The following is an 18,527-nucleotide window of genomic DNA, read 5'->3' on the forward strand; positions in this document are numbered from 1 at the left end:
TGTGTCATTTCAAACTCCTGTACTATTTCGAATATCCGATCTACAGCGATTTAGATTAAATGTTAGACAGTCTCTTTTTGCTGTATCGATAGCTTGGCTTCCTGGTCGGATCTACTGCTGCTGTTTCTGATCAAGAAAGTTACCTCAGTACAATATGCTTAATATTTTTCCTGTTCCACGTATACGTAATATGGATTAGACCATTGGCGTCCTGAATGATTGTTGGATAAGAATACTCGTCGTTCTTTACCCCATCTTCGAGGGTTAAGACATCTTTCCACAGTAAACCATCCTTCGATATGGCGACATGGAGTTTTGTGCGTCCTTCCCACCAGTCGTTGCCAGCGATTGACGGGTTGAAGACGATCATAAAGAGGCCATTTTTCAGACGAATAGCATCAGTGGCTGAATTTGGATTGAGTAAATTGGTTGCTTCCCAAGGGCTCCATGTAAGGCCCTGATCTCTTGAAAAAGCCGCCATTACCTTATTTTCTTTACTTCGACAGAGCACCTGAATACGGCCATCGGCATGTTGGATGATACTGGGTTGAATCACCTGGACACTTGTATCAGGGCGAATCGGACTGACGGACCACGAGCGGCCATGATCCCGGCTAATTTCGACGTGTGCTTTCCAAATTTCTTCCTTGGATTCCGTGCTGGAAGGGGAGAGAAGCAGACCGTTATTCAAGGTGATAGGCTTGTTTTTGATAGGTCCTAATATACCTTCAGGCAATTGTTGCGCCTCCGACCAGCTAGTACCCTTATCTAGCGAATGTTTAACGTACCCCTTCCATTCTCTCGGGTTGGGCCCTATTTTATAATATAAAGAGAGGGTGTCGCTGTGTGGGTATTGATAGAAGACCGGGTTCCATGTTGGAAAGCGGGTATCGCCAAAGATGCCGTCTGCAATCTGTACAGGAGGCTGCCATTGCCCATGGTGATATAGGGAGCTCCAGATAACCACGTCGGTGTTAGATTCGTGTGTGCCGCCAAACCAGGCTGCCAATAAACTGTCTTTTCCGATGACTTGAATGGTGGATGCATGGCATTGCTTGAATGGAACCTCACCTGCCTGGAAAATTTGTTCTGAACGGAGAATTTGTGGTTTGTAGGTGGCGCAAGAAGATAGGAGCAGCGCGAATAGTGTCGAAAGTACGGTGATTTTTTTCATTGGAATTGAAGGTTTAAAAACCTGACTCGTTGGTTTAAGTATCATTTTCTTTTGCCTGTGCAGAAGCTTTTGGGGTTCAAAATGTACAGGCGGTCACTCCTAACTGGTGACTTTATAAAATGTTAAAATTGCGCTGCTTTTAATGCAGCGCAATTTTATTCTATTTGCTTTGCAATTGGATTGCGGTAGCATAGTTAAATCGTGTGCCGGGGCTTCTCAATGTAATTTGGTTACCACGCTGAGACCAGTCTAATTTACCTTTATGACCTAAAATAGCAATTTTTTTTACATTAAAATTATCAGGTACTTCGAAAACGTATTCATTCGGCTGTTGGTAAGCATCACCTTCAGAAAGATGGAATACATTGACCACTTTACTGTCCTTGCTTCGGGTGTAGTAATAGTCACCTTGGTGATATGGGGCAATGGTCCGTGTTGCAAACACGGCAGTTTGATTGATTTTCATCCAGGCTGCCAGTTCGTTCAAGCGATCGTAAGCCGCTTGGTCGTAGTCTCCATTAGGGCCAGGCGCTATGTTTAATAGGTAGTTTCCGCCACGGGAAATGATTTTCACCAATGTTTCTACAAGCTTCTTGGTTGGTTTGTAGTTGTCGTTGGGAACATAGCTGAACGAATCACCCATTGTAATGCAGCTTTCCCATGGAATATCCAAAGGATGTTCAGGAATCGCTTGTTCGGGGGTAACATAATTTTCCCAATTTCCGGGTACAGTACGATCTACGACAATAATTCCGGGTTGATTTTTTCTCGCCATATTACCGATGCGGTCCATGTCGATATCTTGTTCCACTTTGATTGTTCTTTGCCAATCGACAGACTGATCAATTGTTTTAAAAGGGCGTACCCAGCCTCCATCTAACCAAAGGATATCAACTTTTCCATATTCTGAGGTTAATTCGTTGATCTGGTTATAGGTATAGTTTTTGAATTTTTCCCAGCGATCCGGGTGTTTTTGAGGATCATAGTTTACATTACGGTCTTTTGGAGGAAAGTAACTCCACCAGTAAAAATCTGTGTGCCAATCAGGTTTTGAAAAATATGCACCGATTTTAAAACCGTCGTTGCGAAATGTATTAAAAATTTCTTTGGTCACATTTGCTTTCGGATTAGTCGAAAACGGTGTTTTAGAAGACGTGATCTTATAATCGGACTCCTTGGTGTCGAACATCGCAAACCCATCGTGATGTTTTGTGGTGAAGACCACGTATTTCATTCCGGCGCCTTTAGCGGCATCAGCCCACTTTTGTGGGTTGAAATCGGTAGGATTGAAGGTAGTCTGTAGATTGTTGTAATTTTTTACATACTCGTTGTAGGTCGCTCCATGCTCTGGTTTTCGTTGTGTCCAGCCTTCGTCTTCTGGGCACAAGCTCCAGCTTTCAACAATACCCCATTGGCTATACGTTCCCCAGTGCATGAAAAGTCCAAACTTCATATCTTGCCATTGTTCGAGATTTTCAATCACTAATGGATCTGTCGGTTTTTGGTAGCCGGCAGATACGTTATGTGCCTGGCCGAACGCTAGGGTTGCGCTTGAAGCGATAAACGCAGTGGATATAATGGTTTTTAGTTTTTGCATGTATAAATATAGTGAAAGTGATAAAAAGAAAGCCACCTAAGGTGGCTTTCTATAATTAAGCGTGAAATGGAGTTAGTTAACGTCCCAGAATAGTTTTACATTTGGGCTATCCTGATCTTTGACTTCATTATAATTTGCCGTATTGTAAGTTGCCTCAGTTTGCGGCAACGTTAATTTGAATGGTACAGTTTTTTGTCTATCTGAAGTGAAAGTAGGAATGACAAATTTTGGATAATCTAAACGTCTTTGTTCCGACCAATTTTCGACAGCTTGGAACATATTTAGATGGAGCCATTTTTGTGTTGCTATCAATTGGATTTTATTGTTAGCAGCATCCCAATTAACGGTGTTTACAAAGGTGTTTATTTCGTCCGCTGTAGGGATTGCGGCAGCGGCTACAGTCGGGTCATCACTTTTTTTACTGATGCTAGTGTAAAGTTCCACAGACTGCCTCAGTGCATTTTCAAATGCAGATTTAGCAGCACTATTGTTTGAATTTCTGCTGTAATACTCGGCCAATAACAAATTAACCTCAGAAGCGGTGAATAACAAACCAGGTAAAAATTTATTACGCGAAATAGTATGTCTATGAACAAAACTTGTTACCGAATCTCTAGCAATAGCATTTTGTTCGGCTGATGTCAAGCTTTGATCAAGTCCAATATAAGCGTTTTTTGCTCTTACACCGGTTTCAAACAACAATTGGCGACGTGGATCTTTAATTCGATTCATCTCATCAATCATATATTTGCTTGCTAGATTTGCAGTCCATCCATCAGCTTCAAAAGCTCCCTTAATATCTTCTGATTTGATATCAGAACTTAAGTTAAAGATATCTATTTGAGCATTATCACTATTGGTCAGAATCAGTGGATAAGTTGTCTGATTATTGATGATTTCAGCAAGTTCGGTATTTGATCTTGTTGCAAATTGCGAATTACCTGACAATCGAGTTAGCATTCTCAAACGGAGGGAATTACAATATTTTTTCCATAGTTCAAGATCTCCGTTATTAATTAAATCTTGTGTTTTGAAGGTATTACTAAAACTTTTCGGTATGCTTAGCTTACTTAATTCCGTACTGATTGATTTTAGATCGTCTAACATGGTTGTATATATATCTATAGCCTTATCATATTTAGGATAGGAAATCGTATAATTACCGCCATTGCCCATTAATTTGCCAGCTTCGGACCAAGGTATATCGCCAACGAGATCAACCATTTGCTGCGTTTGGTCATAAAAAAGAACTTTAGCTGCGAGAGCCATTACCTTTTTTTGTTCTTTGTCCTCTTCACTTAGTGCATCGTAAAGGCGTACAAATTCTTTATATTGTGCGAGTCCAGCATAATATTTATTCCAACGTTCTTCAACTGCAGCAGAACCTGGTACTAATTGGTTTGCTTGGTTAATAGAACCTAGGTTTTGAATATAGAGATTAATTGTTGGCCTTAGTGTAATGAAATAATTTCCATATGATGGGATAATGAGTGCTCTAAAGTCATAGGTCATCCCTGTAAATTGTTTTTCCGGCGTTGATTCAGATACTTTGCCTGGATTTTTATAATCGTCTGCAAAAGAATCTTTTTTACACGATGTTATAGTTGTTAATGAAGCTGCAATAAGCCCCACAAATAAAAAGTACTTTTTCATAGTCATAAAATTAGAAGCTAGCGCGTAGCATTAAACCATATGTTCTAGTAGCAGGAGATGTACCCGCATTTGAAACACTGTTAACCCAATTTGACCCCCCGGTCATTTGTTCAGGGTCCAAATCTTTAATTGATCGGTAAATAAAGAATAGATTTCTTCCAAATGCAGATATTTGTACATTTTTTGCTTTTAATTTTGATGCTACAGAAGCGGGAAGACGATAACCTAATGATATTTCCCTCATTTTTAAGTAATTATTTTTTTGAACATAAAGTTCGTATCTCGATTGAGAATATTGTGGTCCTCCCCAGTTATATGTATTGACATAGTATGTGGATTGCGAGATAATATTATTATTATCGGATCCATCTGCCAACTTACCGTCCATTAGCATACCATCATGGTAGACTGTTTCACCATTCGGACCAGTATTTCCGGTTGTGGCTATTCCTTGACCGTTTGCAATGTAATAACTTAATCCTCCGTGAGCGGCATCCATAAAGTTCAAGCTTTCTTCAGTCAATCCTCTGCTAGTCATCCAATTTATGCCGGTTGGCATAACACTTCCTCCTAGTCTAAAATCCATCAAAAGATCCAAACTAAAGTTTTTATAGTTGAAATTGTTTATAAATCCACCGACAGCTTTTGGCATTGCATTTCCTGCTTTAATCCAACGATCACCATCTATTTCATATAAACCATTTGATGAAACAATTTTATTGCCGTTTTCATCAGTTTTGATAGGTCTAACCATAATATCACCCATAGACTGACCAACATTAGCAACCAGTTGCGCAGCATTGCCATCATAATCTCTTAATAGTAATGTTCCAGTATTACCAGGTAATTCTTTAACAACATTTTTATTCATAGAAAAATTCAAGGTAGTAGACCATTTGAAATTTTCTTTTTGAATAGGTGTTCCATTGATTGCAAATTCCCATCCTGTATTCCGAAGGGTACCAACATTCGCTAATATTGAGTTAGAACCAGAACTAATTGGTAAAGTATAATTTAAAATTTGATCTTTAATCAATCCGTTGTAATAGGTAACATCTAAACCTAATCGTCCATTTAACATTCTTGTTTCTAGACCAAATTCAATCTCATTTTTTGTTTCTGGTTTAATATTTTCGTTTCCGAAAGCAGTGGTTGGTACTGTTGTATAGATTACTGATGCACCGCCATCTGCTTGTGTTCCCAATGTTTTTTGGGTATAGGATAAAGCACTTTGATAAATGCTTGGGTAATTACCAACTATCCCCCAAGATCCACGTAATTTAGCGTAGTTGAAAAACTCAGGTAGCTTAAATGCATCGGATAGGATAAAGCTTGAATTTACAGAAGGGTAATAAAGCACATTGTCCTTTGGATGCATAGTAGAAATACGTTCACGACGCAACGTTCCTTCTACATTCCAAAATTCCTTTAGATTAAAATTTAAAGTACCAAATACAGCATCTCGCAGCATATAGTTTCTGTAGTTATATCTATCTTCACGCTTTGGTTGATTCAGCGAAGCATTGACATCGAACCAATTTCTTACAGTCAAACCGCCGTCAGTTTGATTTTGGACATAAACGTCTTCTGATCTCGTCGCAGTATAACCTCCAATCACTCCGATTTTTATATCCTTATTTAGCTGTTTGTTATAAGTAGCTAGTAAATCGGTGTAATAGATGTTTGCATTTTGGTTCCCTAAAGAGAAAAAACCCGAATTTCCAAATACGAGTGGAACTTCGTTTGGTTGTTTGTCTTCAGTTTTCATAGAAGTTACGTCGGCAGAAACACGGGCACGTAGAGATAAATCATTTGTTACGTTCCACGTTGCTGTATAAGATCCGATGAGGCGATTAGAATATTCATCATATTGTTTGGCTTTTGAATTCCAAATATATTCTAATACATCACCACGGTATCCATTATAACGTATATTTTCTGATGGTGTTAAACTTTGAGCAGTTGCTGATTCGATCACATATTTATATCCTAAACTAGTTTGATATTTATCCAAATACCATTCTGGATTATCAAACGTAGAAATCATGCCCGTAAAATTGTTGATTAACCGATCTGTTAGAAAAGGTCTATTATGAGTATGTTGATTTACAAAATTTACAACTACGTCGTTCTTAAAGTTTTTCCAAAGCGTGAAACTTGCATTTAAATTGGCAATATTTTTCTTGTTATAAGATTCTAAAGCAGTCATTTGGTTATCTTGACGTGTTAGTGAGAATCTGATATTCGAATTTTCAGTTGTATTACCAATAGCTAAATTAAATATGCTATTGTTAGGATTGTTGAAAAACTTGTTGTAAGAGTTTTGAGCAGAATATGGTCGAACTTTACCATCCCAAGAAATAATATCTTTTCCATCAAATAATGGACCAAAATTGAGACCAGTGCTCATGACACCTCTTGTTACTCCACCTACTGCTTGGTTATTGTTATAGTAAAAAAACATATCGTCAGATTGTTTGTCATTTTGATATGCTTTTGAATATCCCGGGCCTCTCACGTCTTGAAATCTAGGTAAGTAAGCAATTTGGTCATGTGTATACGTAGCATTGAAATCAACAGAGAATCCTTTGCCAGCTTTTCCAGATTTTGTCGTTACCAATACAACACCGTTCATAGCTTCGGAACCATACAATGCAGCTGCAGAAGCACCTTTCAGAATACTAATGTTTTCAATATCCTCAGGGTTGAGATCTTCCAGACCATTCCCTCTTGCTCGTTGGTCTCCCCAATAATCGGAATTGTTGAAAGACGATTGCCTCATGGGGACTCCATCAATAATTACCAAGGGCTGTGAATTTCCTGTGATTGAGTTAGTACCGCGGATATTAATGTTAATTCCTGATGTTGCGCCCCCAGGTGCGGCAGAAATACGTACTCCTGGCGCTTTTCCATATAATGCTCCAGCAAAATTTGGAGAACCGGTTTTTGTTAGTTCTTTAGAATCAACTGTGCTCATTGCATAACCTAGTTCTTTTGGAGCGCGTTTTATTCCCATTGCTGTTACCACAACTTCGTCCAAAGCGGAAGCATCTTCAGTTAATTTAATATTAAGTGTTTTTGAAGAACCAGCAGTTATTTCTTGTGATTTGTATCCAACAATAGATACCCGTAAGACTTCGCCCGGCGATGCTTGGATCGTAAATGACCCATTACTTCCGGTTTGCGTACCGCGAGTTGTTCCTTTTACAGAAACTGTTGCCCCGGATACAGGTCCCTTCGCATCTGAAACTATTCCAGAAATGCTTTGCTGCGCATAAAGCGATGTCGCACTAAAAAGTGTACATAACGCTAATCCTGCAGTTTTTTTGTAAAATAGACTCATATTCTACTGATTAATTTGTGTGTAATTAGATTTAAATATTCGGTGTATTAGGTTTTCTACAACGAGGCACATTGTACCTTTTATTTGCGCATCTTTATGAAGTTCAGAGATTGCCAAATGTGTTGTTTTGGCAATCTCAGGTATGCAAAATTCATTTAGCGCAATTTGAATATGCGGTTCTAATATATGACCAACTTCAGCGCCACGGCCGCTGATCAATATCTGTTTCGGATTTAAAATATGAATTAAGGTCGAAATACCTTTTCCAAGCATATAGCCAATTTTTCCTATATTATTTATAGCAACTTGATCACCTACTCTGATCGAATCAAACAATGCTTCAAGTTTATTGTCGTTACTATTTATAAAAGTGCTATAAATTGAGTATTGCTCATTCTCAATATCATTCTCGACATATTTTATCGCAGCATTGAGTGATGCTACAACCTCTAGGCATCCCCTTTTGCCGCAAGAGCAGAGCATTTGGTTATCTGCTAAGGGGATGTGGCTAAATTCCCCCGCGTACCCAGCGGTTCCTTTAAATATAGTGTTATTGATGATTATCCCCAGTCCAACACCCCAGTTAAGGTTAATAATTAAAGAGCTGGTAAGGTCTTTGGCTATTCCCAATTGTTTTTCTGCCAACGCAATACATCGAGAATCATTCTCTATCACAGTTGGTATATTAAATCTTTTCTCAATATTGTGCTTAAGATTAAATAGACCATGAGCTTTGGGGTAAGATTCATTTATGCCTAATTCGCTGTTGACAAATCCAGGTATACTGACGCCAATACCTATAAAGTTTTCAAGTGATATCGTAGATTTTTGGATTAATTCCTCTGCACGATTTAGTATGGTATCTAGCGAAGATTTTTCTTTTAATTCTACTGCTATATCTCGATATTCTGCAATCACCTTATTATGCAAATCAGAAATCGAGATTGTTGTAAAATACTGATCGCATGCTATTGAAAGAATATAGTTGTCTGAGTTTTCATTTATTGTATATTGAATCGGTCGGCGTCCACCAGTTGACTCTGCAAATCCACATTCAACTATTATATTTTGCTCAATTAAGTGATTAACAACCTTAGTTACAGAGGGAGTGCTTTTCGCTATCTTTTTAGCAAGATCAGCAATTGATAGCATCGATTCAACATAAAGGTTTATTAATATCTCGTTTTCCATTGTAAATGAATGGTTAGTAGAAGTCGGTTAAACTTTCGTTAAAGATATGTTAAAAAAAAAGTAAGTTCCAAAAACTTTTTGTTTTTTTTTAAAAAGTTTTGATTTCTTTATTTTTTACGGAATGAAGGGTGCTAACGATTGTAACAAGCTTGTCACCAAAGAACTCCTGTTTATGCCTCTTAATTATAGATTAGGCATAAAAGTGAATATCAAATACCTTATATTTACCTCTTAATTATAGTATCTAATTATGAAACAACGCTATTACTCCTTGGATGTCTTTCGTGGAGCTACTGTGGCACTGATGATTATGGTAAATAATCCGGGGACATGGGCTTATACGTTTGCGCCGCTAAAACATGCAGCCTGGCATGGATGCACACCTACAGATCTGGTTTTTCCTTTTTTTCTTTTCGCAGTTGGTAATGCCATGTCTTTTGTGATACCTCGATTACAGGAAGCTGGCCCCGCCGTATTTTGGAAAAAAGTAATTAAAAGGACGATTTTGATTTTTGCCATCGGACTTTTTATCAACTGGTGGCCTTTTATCAAATGGGAGGGAGCTGAGCTGGTATTTAAACAGTGGGTAGATCCAAATGATGCAAGTCGGGGCATACGTATTCTTGGGGTATTGCAGCGTATTGCCATTGCTTATTGTTTTGCTTCTTTATTAGCCTACTATTTTAAAGAGAAAGCGATTATTTGGATCTCTGCAGCTATTTTGCTTCTATACTGGGCTGTTTGCGCATTCGCGGGCGGATCGGATCCCTATAGCTTAGCGGGCTGGTTCGGCACAAAGTATGATATTGCTATTTTAGGTTTACCGCATGTTTACAGAGGCGAGGGCGTGCCGTTTGATCCTGAGGGGCTAATGAGTACGCTGCCAGCAGTAGTTCAGGTTGTATTTGGCTATTTGGTCGGTGTATTTATTAAAAAACAAGGTCAGGTGGATTGGCTGTGGACCAGAGTTCCAGCTTCCAACGAACCGCATTTTAAATTATTGGCGGGCATGTTTGTGACTGGATTTATTTTGGTCGTGTTGGCGTGGATATGGGCATTAGGTTTTCCGATCAATAAAAAAATATGGACGAGTTCATATGTGCTCTATACAACTGGTTTAGCAACCATGACAATAGGTGGCATGATCTGGTTTATTGAGGTGCAGGGTGTAAAAAATAAATTGACACAATTTTTTGATGTTTTTGGTAAAAATCCACTGTTCATCTTTGTGTTGAGCGGTATTCTTCCACGCTTTTTAGGACTATTTCGTATCCCTGACGGCTTAAAAGAGGACGGCTCGCAACAATACATCGAAGCTTTCGCCTGGTTCTATAAATACGTCTGTGCGAAAATACCTGGAATCCCCGAAGTTGGCTCCTTCGTTTATTCGTTGTGTTTTCTGACCTTGATGTGGGTAATCTGCTATTGGTTGGATAAGAAAAAAATCTATGTAAAGGTATAATAGCATCTGAAACTTTGCTTGTTAAATATTTTGGCAACCAAATACTTTTGCTATCTTTGCAGCCAATTAATAAAATTTTTAACGCTTTAATATTATTCAGGAAATGTATTTAAGTAAAGAGTACAAAGCTGACATCTTCGCAGAATTCGCTGGATCAGCTACAAACACAGGATCTACTGAAGGTCAAGTTGCTTTATTCACTAAGAGAATTGCTCACTTAACTGAGCACTTGAAAAAAAACAGAAAAGATTTCGGTACACAACGTTCCCTACAAATGTTAGTAGGTAAACGTCGTTCATTATTAGCTTATCTTTACAAAAAGGATATCAACCGTTACCGTGCGATCATTAAAGGTCTAGGTTTACGTGATATTATCAAATAAGCTTTTATACAAAGGTGTTAAGAAAGCCATCCAATTTTTGGATGGCTTTTTTTGTATTTATACAAAAATGAGGTACGCTTATTTTTAGCAAAATTCGGCACAGATTTCTTAGCGAAGTATTGTAATAAATGTATACATTTTATACGCGGGTTGCTTCGCTAACAATGCGATCAGCTGAGTTCAAAAGTTCGCTTAGGCGATGTACACCTAAAGAAAGTGGGCGAGCATTTAAAACTGCCGTTTAACCTGCACTTTCATCTGAGCCGACATACATTTGCTACCAATGCACTGAACAACGGTATGAGGATAGAGTATGTATGTAAGTTGCTTGACCACGCTACCGTACAGCAAACACAGGTATATCCAAAAATTGTAAAATTTACTTTTTCTATGGGTTTTAATAAATCTTAAATTCTAGTATTTCTATAAGTTGATAATTGATAAAAAGCTTTAAAATCATTAAAACTTGTAAGTAATGAAAGTTTTAATGATTTATTGGATGCCTTTGCACTATGAGAAATTACACAAACCGCAAAGAATACCTGTCTAAATTATTAGCCTATAAAGATAAAGATCTTATCAAAGTAGTTAGTGGATTACGCAGAAGCGGGAAAAGCACCTTATTTGAATTTTATCGTCAAACCTTGGTGGAAATGGGTGTACCTGCAAGTCAAATTGTATTTCTGAACTTTGAAGATTTTGAACTGCATAAATTTCTCAACGATTTAGATGGTTTGTACACACACATTATCGGAAATTTAGATTTGTCAAAACCAAGCTATGTTTTTTTGGATGAAATCCAAAACGTCAACGAGTTTGAGCGTTTGGTGGATGGATTATTTGTAAAGCCAAATATAGACGTTTACATTACAGGGTCAAATGCTTTTTTGTTGTCAGGAGAACTAGCAACTTTATTGAGTGGACGATACATAGAAATTTCTATTTTGCCCTTTTCGTTCAAAGAATATTTAATAGCAAGAGATATTGATACATCGAATAAATACCTCAACTATGAAGCTCTTTTCTTTGATTACATCAATGAAACGTTTTTGCCCAAAGGCGTTGAATTGCGTGAAGGTGGTTACGATATTATCCAAGAATATCTCGAAGCCATTTACACCACCATTGTTGAAAAGGACATTACCCAACGTCATCAGATTAACGATAAACGCGCTTTTGGTAATATTGTGAAATTCGTAGCTTCCAATATTGGAAATCCGCTTTCGCCTGGTAATATTGCTAAAACCTTAAAACAGCACGGACAAACCACCCATAACACAACCGTAGAAAGGTATCTAGCATATCTAACAGCAAGTTTTGTGTTTTATAAAGTAAACCGTTTTGATTTTAAAGGAAGGAAGCAATTAGCTACTCAGGAAAAATACTATTTGGTCGATGCAGGTTTGCTCAACGTCTTAACAGGTAAGGAGCGCACTACAGACAGAGGACACATTTTGGAAAATATTGTTTATCTGGAACTGTTACGTAGAGGCAATAAAATTTGGACAGGTACAGCCCGAAATGCAGAAGTAGATTTTGTGTGCAGAACACCCAGAGGCGATATAGCATATTATCAGGTAGCTTGGGAAATGTCCAATGAAAAGACCGTAGAACGTGAATTTGGCTCATTGGAGAAAATTAATGACAACTACCCGAAATATTTACTAACTACAGACTCATTTACACAAGACCGGAATGGAGTTAAACATCTGAATGTGTTTAACTGGTTGCTTGAATTGTAAAGACAGAATATAGACGATAAAGAATTAAAGCGAATTTCAAGGCTTACAGCAATTTTAACTCAGTTACAAACCAAGCGTTTAATAACGGCTTCCGAATTAGTAGACAGATTTTCTATAAGTAAGAGAACTATTTATAGGGACATTAAAGCATTGGAACAAGCAGGGATTCCTATACTTACTGAAGAAGGAAAAGGGATGGTCAGCTTCTCTCCCGAGGCTAAGCGTGATAGCGTAGCCATGCAAATATTAGTCGAAAAAGACAGAGAATTGAATTAAGAAATGGAGTATAGTGGGATGGGTTACGCTAACTTCGGGCTTCGGCTGGGGAGCCCTTTGATAGGGGGCAAGTTAAGACCAAGTTATTGCCAAGTTCGCCCTGTAAGCAGTTTGAGTGTACAGTGAGTCCACGTTGAGTCCACCTTTTAAGCTGCTCTCACTGTGCCTGTATGTTTTTTACAAGTCGGGAGGGGGGCGGACTTGGGGCGAATTTGTCCATAAGCAATTTACAGCAAAGTCGCTTTTTATCGATCCTGTAGTTTCCATGAACAAGAAGAAAGATCTTAAAATATCATTCCCCGAGTTTGATATCAAAAGAGCGCTGGTCCTTCCTGACAAATGCAATGCCGTGGTATTCAAATTTCATGCCTTCTCATTTGATTTTGATGAGTTTGAGCCCACAGAGATAAAAGAGGTAGAATGGGAATACGATGTTAAGTATAAAGAGGATGTGATACCGGCAAAAAACTTGACCGTTAAATGTGGCGATTTTGTCGGTAGTTCAATATTTGTGGGATTTACTATGCTGTATCTGGAAAAGGGAAGCTATCGGTCAAATGTGCTCAATGAGATAGATTTTAATCCAGCTTCGATTCTAGCAGCTTTTCAGCTTGTGTAAGGTATAAGGCACATTTTTGGGAAACGAAAATTAAAATTGAATTGATATATAGTATTTGCGTATTTAGCCTGCTGTTAATTGCACTAATCTTAATATTTTAATTTACCTTTGTGCTGAAATCTAATGTATTTAAAATATTGGCATGCTGCCAACAAGACGAAAAGCATGTCGCAAACAAGATTAAATGAATTACAACGAAATTAAAACAACCATCGATATGGGTAATGGCACCCAGATCGAATTGTCTACAGGAAAATTGGCAAAGCAAGCTGATGGTGCTGTAGTATTAAAACAAGGCAATACGATGTTGCTTGCGACAGTCGTTTCTGCTAAAGAAGCTAAATCTGGTGTCGATTTTTTACCTTTATCTGTAGATTATCAAGAAAAATATGCGGCAACTGGCCGTATTCCAGGTGGTTTCTTACGTCGTGAAGCTAGATTGTCAGACTATGAGGTGTTGATCTCACGTTTGGTAGACCGTGCATTGCGTCCTTTGTTCCCTGAAAATTATCATGCAGATACTCAAGTGGCAATTAGCTTAATTTCTGCAGATAAAGATATTATGCCTGACGCTTTAGCAGGCTTGGCTGCTTCTGCGGCAATCGCAGTATCTGATATTCCTTTTAATGGCCCTATCTCAGAAGTTCGTGTAGCAAAAATTAACGGTGAGTTGGTGATCAACCCAAAATTATCTGACCTGGAAAATGCAACATTAGAATTTATCGTTGCTGGTTCTGCGCAAGATATTGGCATGGTAGAAGGTGAAGCGAAAGAAATTTCTGAAGCTGAAATGGTAGAAGCGATTGCTTTTGCGCACGAGGCAATCAAAAAGCAAGTTGCAGCTCAGGTAGAATTGGCCAATCTGGTTGGTAAAACTGTTAAACGGGAATACAACCACGAACCAGAAAATTTAGAATTGAGAGATTCAATCTTTGCAGCTACTTACGATAAAGTGTATGCTATTGCAAAATCAGCATCTACCAAACATGACCGTTCTGAAAGTTTTGCGAAGATTGCAGAAGAATATAGAGCAACAATGCCTGAGGAATTGGATGATGATACAGCATTCTTGTTTAAGAAATATTTCCACGATGTGCAGTATGATGCTGTTCGTAATCTTGTATTGGACGAAGGAATTCGTTTAGATGGTCGTGACGTACGTACAGTTCGTCCAATCTGGTCTGAAGTAGATTACTTGCCTGCTGCGCACGGTTCCGCTGTATTCACACGTGGTGAAACACAATCATTGACTTCGGTTACTTTGGGTGCTAAAGATGATGAGCAAATGATCGATGGTGCTTTTATCAACGGTTATAATAAATTTATTCTTCACTATAACTTCCCTGCATTCTCTACAGGTGAGGTCAGACCTAACAGAGGTCCGGGTCGTCGTGAAGTTGGTCACGGTAACTTGGCTATGCGCTCATTGAAACAGGTTCTTCCGGCAGACAATGAAAATCCATATACTATCCGTGTAGTTTCTGATATCCTAGAATCCAATGGTTCGTCTTCTATGGCAACGGTATGTGCCGGTACATTAGCGCTTTTAGATGCTGGTGTGAAGTTAAAAGCTCCAGTTTCGGGTATTGCCATGGGATTAATTTCTGATGAGACAACTGGTAAATATGCGATCTTATCGGATATCTTAGGTGATGAAGATCATTTGGGAGATATGGACTTTAAAGTAACGGGAACTGAAAAGGGTATCGTTGCCTGTCAAATGGACTTAAAAATCAATGGTTTGAAATGGGAAGTCTTGACGCAAGCGTTGGATCAAGCAAAAGAAGCGCGTTTGCACATCTTAGGCGAGATGAAGAAAACCATTGATGCTCCTCGTGAAGATTACAAACCTCATGCACCACGTATCGTTCAATTGTTGATCGACAAAGAATTTATTGGCGCTGTAATCGGACCTGGTGGTAAAATTATCCAAGAAATGCAACGTGAAACTGGTGCTACGATTTCAATCGAAGAAGTTGATAACAAAGGTGTTGTTCAGGTCTTTGCTGATAATAAAGCTGCTATAGATGATGCCGTAGGCCGTATCAAAGCGATTGCTTCTAAACCTGAGATTGGAGAAACTTACGAAGGTAAGGTGAAATCCATTATGGCATTTGGTGCGTTCGTTGAAATCATGCCAGGTAAAGATGGTTTATTGCATATCTCTGAAATCGACTGGAAGCGTCTTGAAACCATGGACGGTATCTTCAAAGAAGGGGATAAAGTCACTGTAAAATTGTTGGACATTGACAAACAAGGTAAGATGAAGCTTTCACGTAAAGCATTATTACCGCGCCCGCCAAGAGAAGACAAGCCAAAACAGGATAAACCTGCTGGCGAAGCTCCTGTAGCTGGTGCTGGTCAGGAATAAACCTGTTACGCAATAGATAAGAAAAGCCCGCTTTACGCGGGCTTTTTTATGTTCTACTCGTTTCAAGAAAATTCCCGCTGAATCGGGACCTTATTCAAGCGAATACTATTTGTCCAATAAGGTGAAATTATCTTTATGTGTCACAGATTGTCCAGCTGTAACGACGGTTAATTTCATTGCGCCCGGAGACACGTTGGAAGGTACCGTTACCAATATGGTATTGGAAGAAACGCTATTGGGAGATACTGCTATTGAACCGAATTTGACAACGGTATCGTAGTTTTGGACAAATCCCGATCCTTTGATCGTTAAAACTGTTCCAGGTACGGCGGATGTCGGATTGAAGGAAGTAAAGGAGGGACCCACGATCTCGAATTCACCAGGAACAGTGACTCGTTTGTTTGGAAATTCAATGCTAATCTTTACATTACCTTCGGGCATCCCATAAGGAACAGTTACCTGCAGATTTGTAGCAGAAGTGGCTGTACCACCCGCTTGTATTGAACCAAAATATACCGTATACCAAGTTCCTGAAATAAAATTCCCAGTAATATTGATCAGCTGCAAAGAACTTCCTGACTTAGGAGCAAAGCTCGTGGCCGCATAACCCATAATTTTTAATTTTCTTGGAGCTTGTACTTCATGGGGGCCGACCTTCAAATAAAGGGAATGATCGCCTTCTGAAGCATTGTCTGGTATAGTGTAATGGTAGGTATTTCTGTCGTAGAACGAAACGTCCGTGTAACTTCCTGTCCCTAATTTCACTAAAGGGCGTCCTTCGCCACCATCGCTCATTGGCGGAAAATTAGTGCCACGGATTAGGATAGCCTGTCCTGGATAAACCGACTCGGGCGACAGTTCACTGATCACTGGCGGAGTGACGGTGAAGGTTCCTAATACTTTTTTCTTTCCATTAATGGTTATCGCAAGATCTGAGCTTTCCTTGGCAGTGAAGGGTACATTGACTGTTGAGTAATAATATGTGGGATTAAGAAGTTGATTTCCCATTTCAACCTGAATGTTTGAACTGCCATAATAATCGGGTAGATTATCTCCGGTAAATTTCAATTCTGACCCCACTGGACCAGATTTGGGCGAGAAATCTTTATAATTTGCTAACATTTGTAAGGAGCTATTGCCGGCTGGAGTGGATCCAATCTTTATGGAAACGTTGACAGAATTACCATGGTTGGCTTGTATACCGCTAGGTACCTCCGCACTTATTTCGGTTGAGCTTACTGATACAGTCTTCGCCCTGACATTGCCGATCGTAACAGCGGTATTATTGATGGTCGCATCGAAAAATGTTCCCACAACTTTGATAATGTCGCCCGACATGGCCATTTTTGGTGTAATATCTCCCATTGAAGAACTGGGTAGATTGATATTCAGCATTGCGCCAAAAACAGTACCCTTGGAATCCCGTAAATAGGATCTCACCCAGATGGTATTGTAGTAGTTAGATAACGCACTGTCCACTCTAATCTGTTTACGAAACTCTCCCTCTTTAGCATCTTTGCCCAATGAAACTTTTATGCCCTTATTTTCCCCAACTTCCTGCGTTGAATTATAAATAAAGCCGTATTCTACAGTCTCCTCACTGCCTGTTTTCGCAATGTTTCCAACAACCTCAAATGAGGTGGATGATAGTGCTGTAATGGATAAGGTCTGCACAGCAGGAGGCGTAAAATCATCCTTTTTGCAGGAAAAAATCACCCCAGATAACAAGATAAAAACAATACAAAGTATTTTAGTCCCTTTCATAATAATCAATTAGCTGCCGTTTTTAAAATGAATATCCTACTCTGACACCGTTCACCAAAGCGCTCTTAAATGTCTTGGTTTTGTTTTCTGAAATATAAGAGCCATAACCAGGGTCAGTGCCGGTCACTGTAACATCAGGTTTTTTATACTTTGTGTGTAAATAACCTAAATTAAACTCATATCCAACAAACAGTCCTTTTGATACGTAGAAATCAAATCCCGCAACTGCGTAGCCTCCAAATCTTGTATAACCATTTGGAACCAGCTGCATCGACGTATAATATCCATTGTTGGTCTGTTGATAGATTACCTCCATCGAGGCATTCTTTATATTCATTGTATAGGCGCTGGTCGATAGTTCCTGTTTGCTAGTTTTTGAACCTATGGAGACATCAAAGCCAATATAGGGCGATAGCCTGGAGCTGCCTTTAAAATGCTTTTCTATACCAAAATTGATATCAAGCGCTGTACTTTTTCTGTTATTGGAATTAAAATAGCCGTTTGTACCATAAGGGTTACCATAATTTGCAGCGGAATCGAGTATGTCAATCCCAATTCCCAAACGCAAAGCAAGATCGTCCTGGACAAAATATCTTCCTTTTATCTGATTTAGTGCATTGTTTAAGCTCAGATTTCCTTTAAAAGGGTTGAAATTCAGTTCGGTAACAAAACTGCCTTTTTTTGATTTAATGCCTTCGTTTTGGTTGTCAACCGGGGTTTGCGCATAGGCAACACGGGCCACTCCTAATAATAGGATAGCCGATAAGATTCTTTTCATAAAATATATTAAACTAACGGGATAAATATAGCGCTTTATAGGCTGTTTTCAAACCTTTTGTTAAAGTTTTAATTGCTAGATAGGGTAGATGATCAACGTAAATCTTTAGGTGTGGATTGAATACCTTATGTTGCATACTTTGCAATAGCAAGAAATTTATGTGTAAATACTTAGT

At 38.8% G+C, this 18,527-nt stretch carries 14 protein-coding genes and 1 other annotated feature; of the genes, 7 read left to right on the top strand and 7 right to left on the bottom strand.

The features are described from left to right. Window positions 1-139: 139 nt before the first annotated feature. From B3E00_RS17475 to B3E00_RS17495, 5 genes are all read right to left on the bottom strand, one after another. The gene (locus tag B3E00_RS17475; RefSeq protein ID WP_209578674.1) at window positions 140-1,174 is read right to left on the bottom strand and encodes a sialidase family protein; all 1,035 of its coding nucleotides are present in this window, start codon (window positions 1,172-1,174) and stop codon (window positions 140-142) included. 160 nt (window positions 1,175-1,334) lie between these two features. Next, window positions 1,335-2,771 (bottom strand): alpha-L-fucosidase, encoded by a 1,437-nt coding sequence (locus B3E00_RS17480; RefSeq protein ID WP_293939512.1) that lies wholly within the window; start codon window positions 2,769-2,771, stop codon window positions 1,335-1,337. 72 nt (window positions 2,772-2,843) lie between these two features. Then, window positions 2,844-4,424: a SusD/RagB family nutrient-binding outer membrane lipoprotein gene (locus tag B3E00_RS17485; RefSeq protein ID WP_293939514.1), complete on the bottom strand. Its 1,581-nt coding sequence runs from the start codon at window positions 4,422-4,424 to the stop codon at window positions 2,844-2,846. A 10-nt stretch (window positions 4,425-4,434) separates the two neighbouring features. Then, window positions 4,435-7,767 (bottom strand): SusC/RagA family TonB-linked outer membrane protein, encoded by a 3,333-nt coding sequence (locus tag B3E00_RS17490; protein WP_293939516.1) that lies wholly within the window; start codon window positions 7,765-7,767, stop codon window positions 4,435-4,437. Window positions 7,768-7,770: 3 nt separating this feature from the next. Beyond that, window positions 7,771-8,958, bottom strand: a complete 1,188-nt coding sequence (locus B3E00_RS17495; protein WP_293939518.1) for an ROK family protein — start codon at window positions 8,956-8,958, stop codon at window positions 7,771-7,773. Window positions 8,959-9,208: 250 nt separating this feature from the next. Between B3E00_RS17495 and B3E00_RS17500 the strand changes: the two genes are divergently transcribed. From B3E00_RS17500 to pnp, 7 genes are all read left to right on the top strand, one after another. After that, window positions 9,209-10,420 (top strand): acyltransferase family protein, encoded by a 1,212-nt coding sequence (locus B3E00_RS17500; protein ID WP_209578669.1) that lies wholly within the window; start codon window positions 9,209-9,211, stop codon window positions 10,418-10,420. A 103-nt stretch (window positions 10,421-10,523) separates the two neighbouring features. Beyond that, window positions 10,524-10,802: a 30S ribosomal protein S15 gene (rpsO, locus tag B3E00_RS17505; RefSeq protein ID WP_293879553.1), complete on the top strand. Its 279-nt coding sequence runs from the start codon at window positions 10,524-10,526 to the stop codon at window positions 10,800-10,802. Window positions 10,803-11,018: 216 nt separating this feature from the next. Continuing rightward, a complete protein-coding gene (locus B3E00_RS17510; protein WP_293879554.1) occupies window positions 11,019-11,213 on the top strand; it encodes a tyrosine-type recombinase/integrase in 195 nt (64 codons plus the stop codon). 101 nt (window positions 11,214-11,314) lie between these two features. After that, complete coding sequence (locus B3E00_RS17515; protein ID WP_293939521.1) at window positions 11,315-12,544, top strand: ATP-binding protein; 1,230 nt, start codon at window positions 11,315-11,317, stop codon at window positions 12,542-12,544. Window positions 12,545-12,595: 51 nt separating this feature from the next. Then, a complete protein-coding gene (locus B3E00_RS17520) occupies window positions 12,596-12,820 on the top strand; it encodes a helix-turn-helix transcriptional regulator (protein WP_293939630.1) in 225 nt (74 codons plus the stop codon). Between the two features lie 133 nt (window positions 12,821-12,953). Continuing rightward, entirely contained in the window at window positions 12,954-13,439 is a 486-nt protein-coding gene (locus tag B3E00_RS17525; RefSeq protein WP_293879556.1) for a hypothetical protein, read from the top strand. A 184-nt stretch (window positions 13,440-13,623) separates the two neighbouring features. After that, complete coding sequence (gene pnp / locus B3E00_RS17530) at window positions 13,624-15,810, top strand: polyribonucleotide nucleotidyltransferase (protein ID WP_209578667.1); 2,187 nt, start codon at window positions 13,624-13,626, stop codon at window positions 15,808-15,810. Further along, window positions 15,765-15,860, top strand: a sequence feature (Trp leader region). It overlaps the preceding gene by 46 nt. A gap of 55 nt (window positions 15,861-15,915) precedes the next feature. Here the strand turns inward: pnp and B3E00_RS17535 are convergent. Together B3E00_RS17535 and B3E00_RS17540 are read right to left on the bottom strand one after the other, a co-directional pair. After that, a complete protein-coding gene (locus tag B3E00_RS17535) occupies window positions 15,916-17,574 on the bottom strand; it encodes an IPT/TIG domain-containing protein (protein WP_293939523.1) in 1,659 nt (552 codons plus the stop codon). 22 nt (window positions 17,575-17,596) lie between these two features. Further along, the gene (locus tag B3E00_RS17540) at window positions 17,597-18,352 is read right to left on the bottom strand and encodes a hypothetical protein (RefSeq protein ID WP_293939525.1); all 756 of its coding nucleotides are present in this window, start codon (window positions 18,350-18,352) and stop codon (window positions 17,597-17,599) included. Between the last annotated feature and the right edge of the window lie 175 nt (window positions 18,353-18,527).

The organism is Sphingobacterium sp. UBA5996, from assembly GCF_002429765.1.
Taxonomy (GTDB): domain Bacteria; phylum Bacteroidota; class Bacteroidia; order Sphingobacteriales; family Sphingobacteriaceae; genus Sphingobacterium.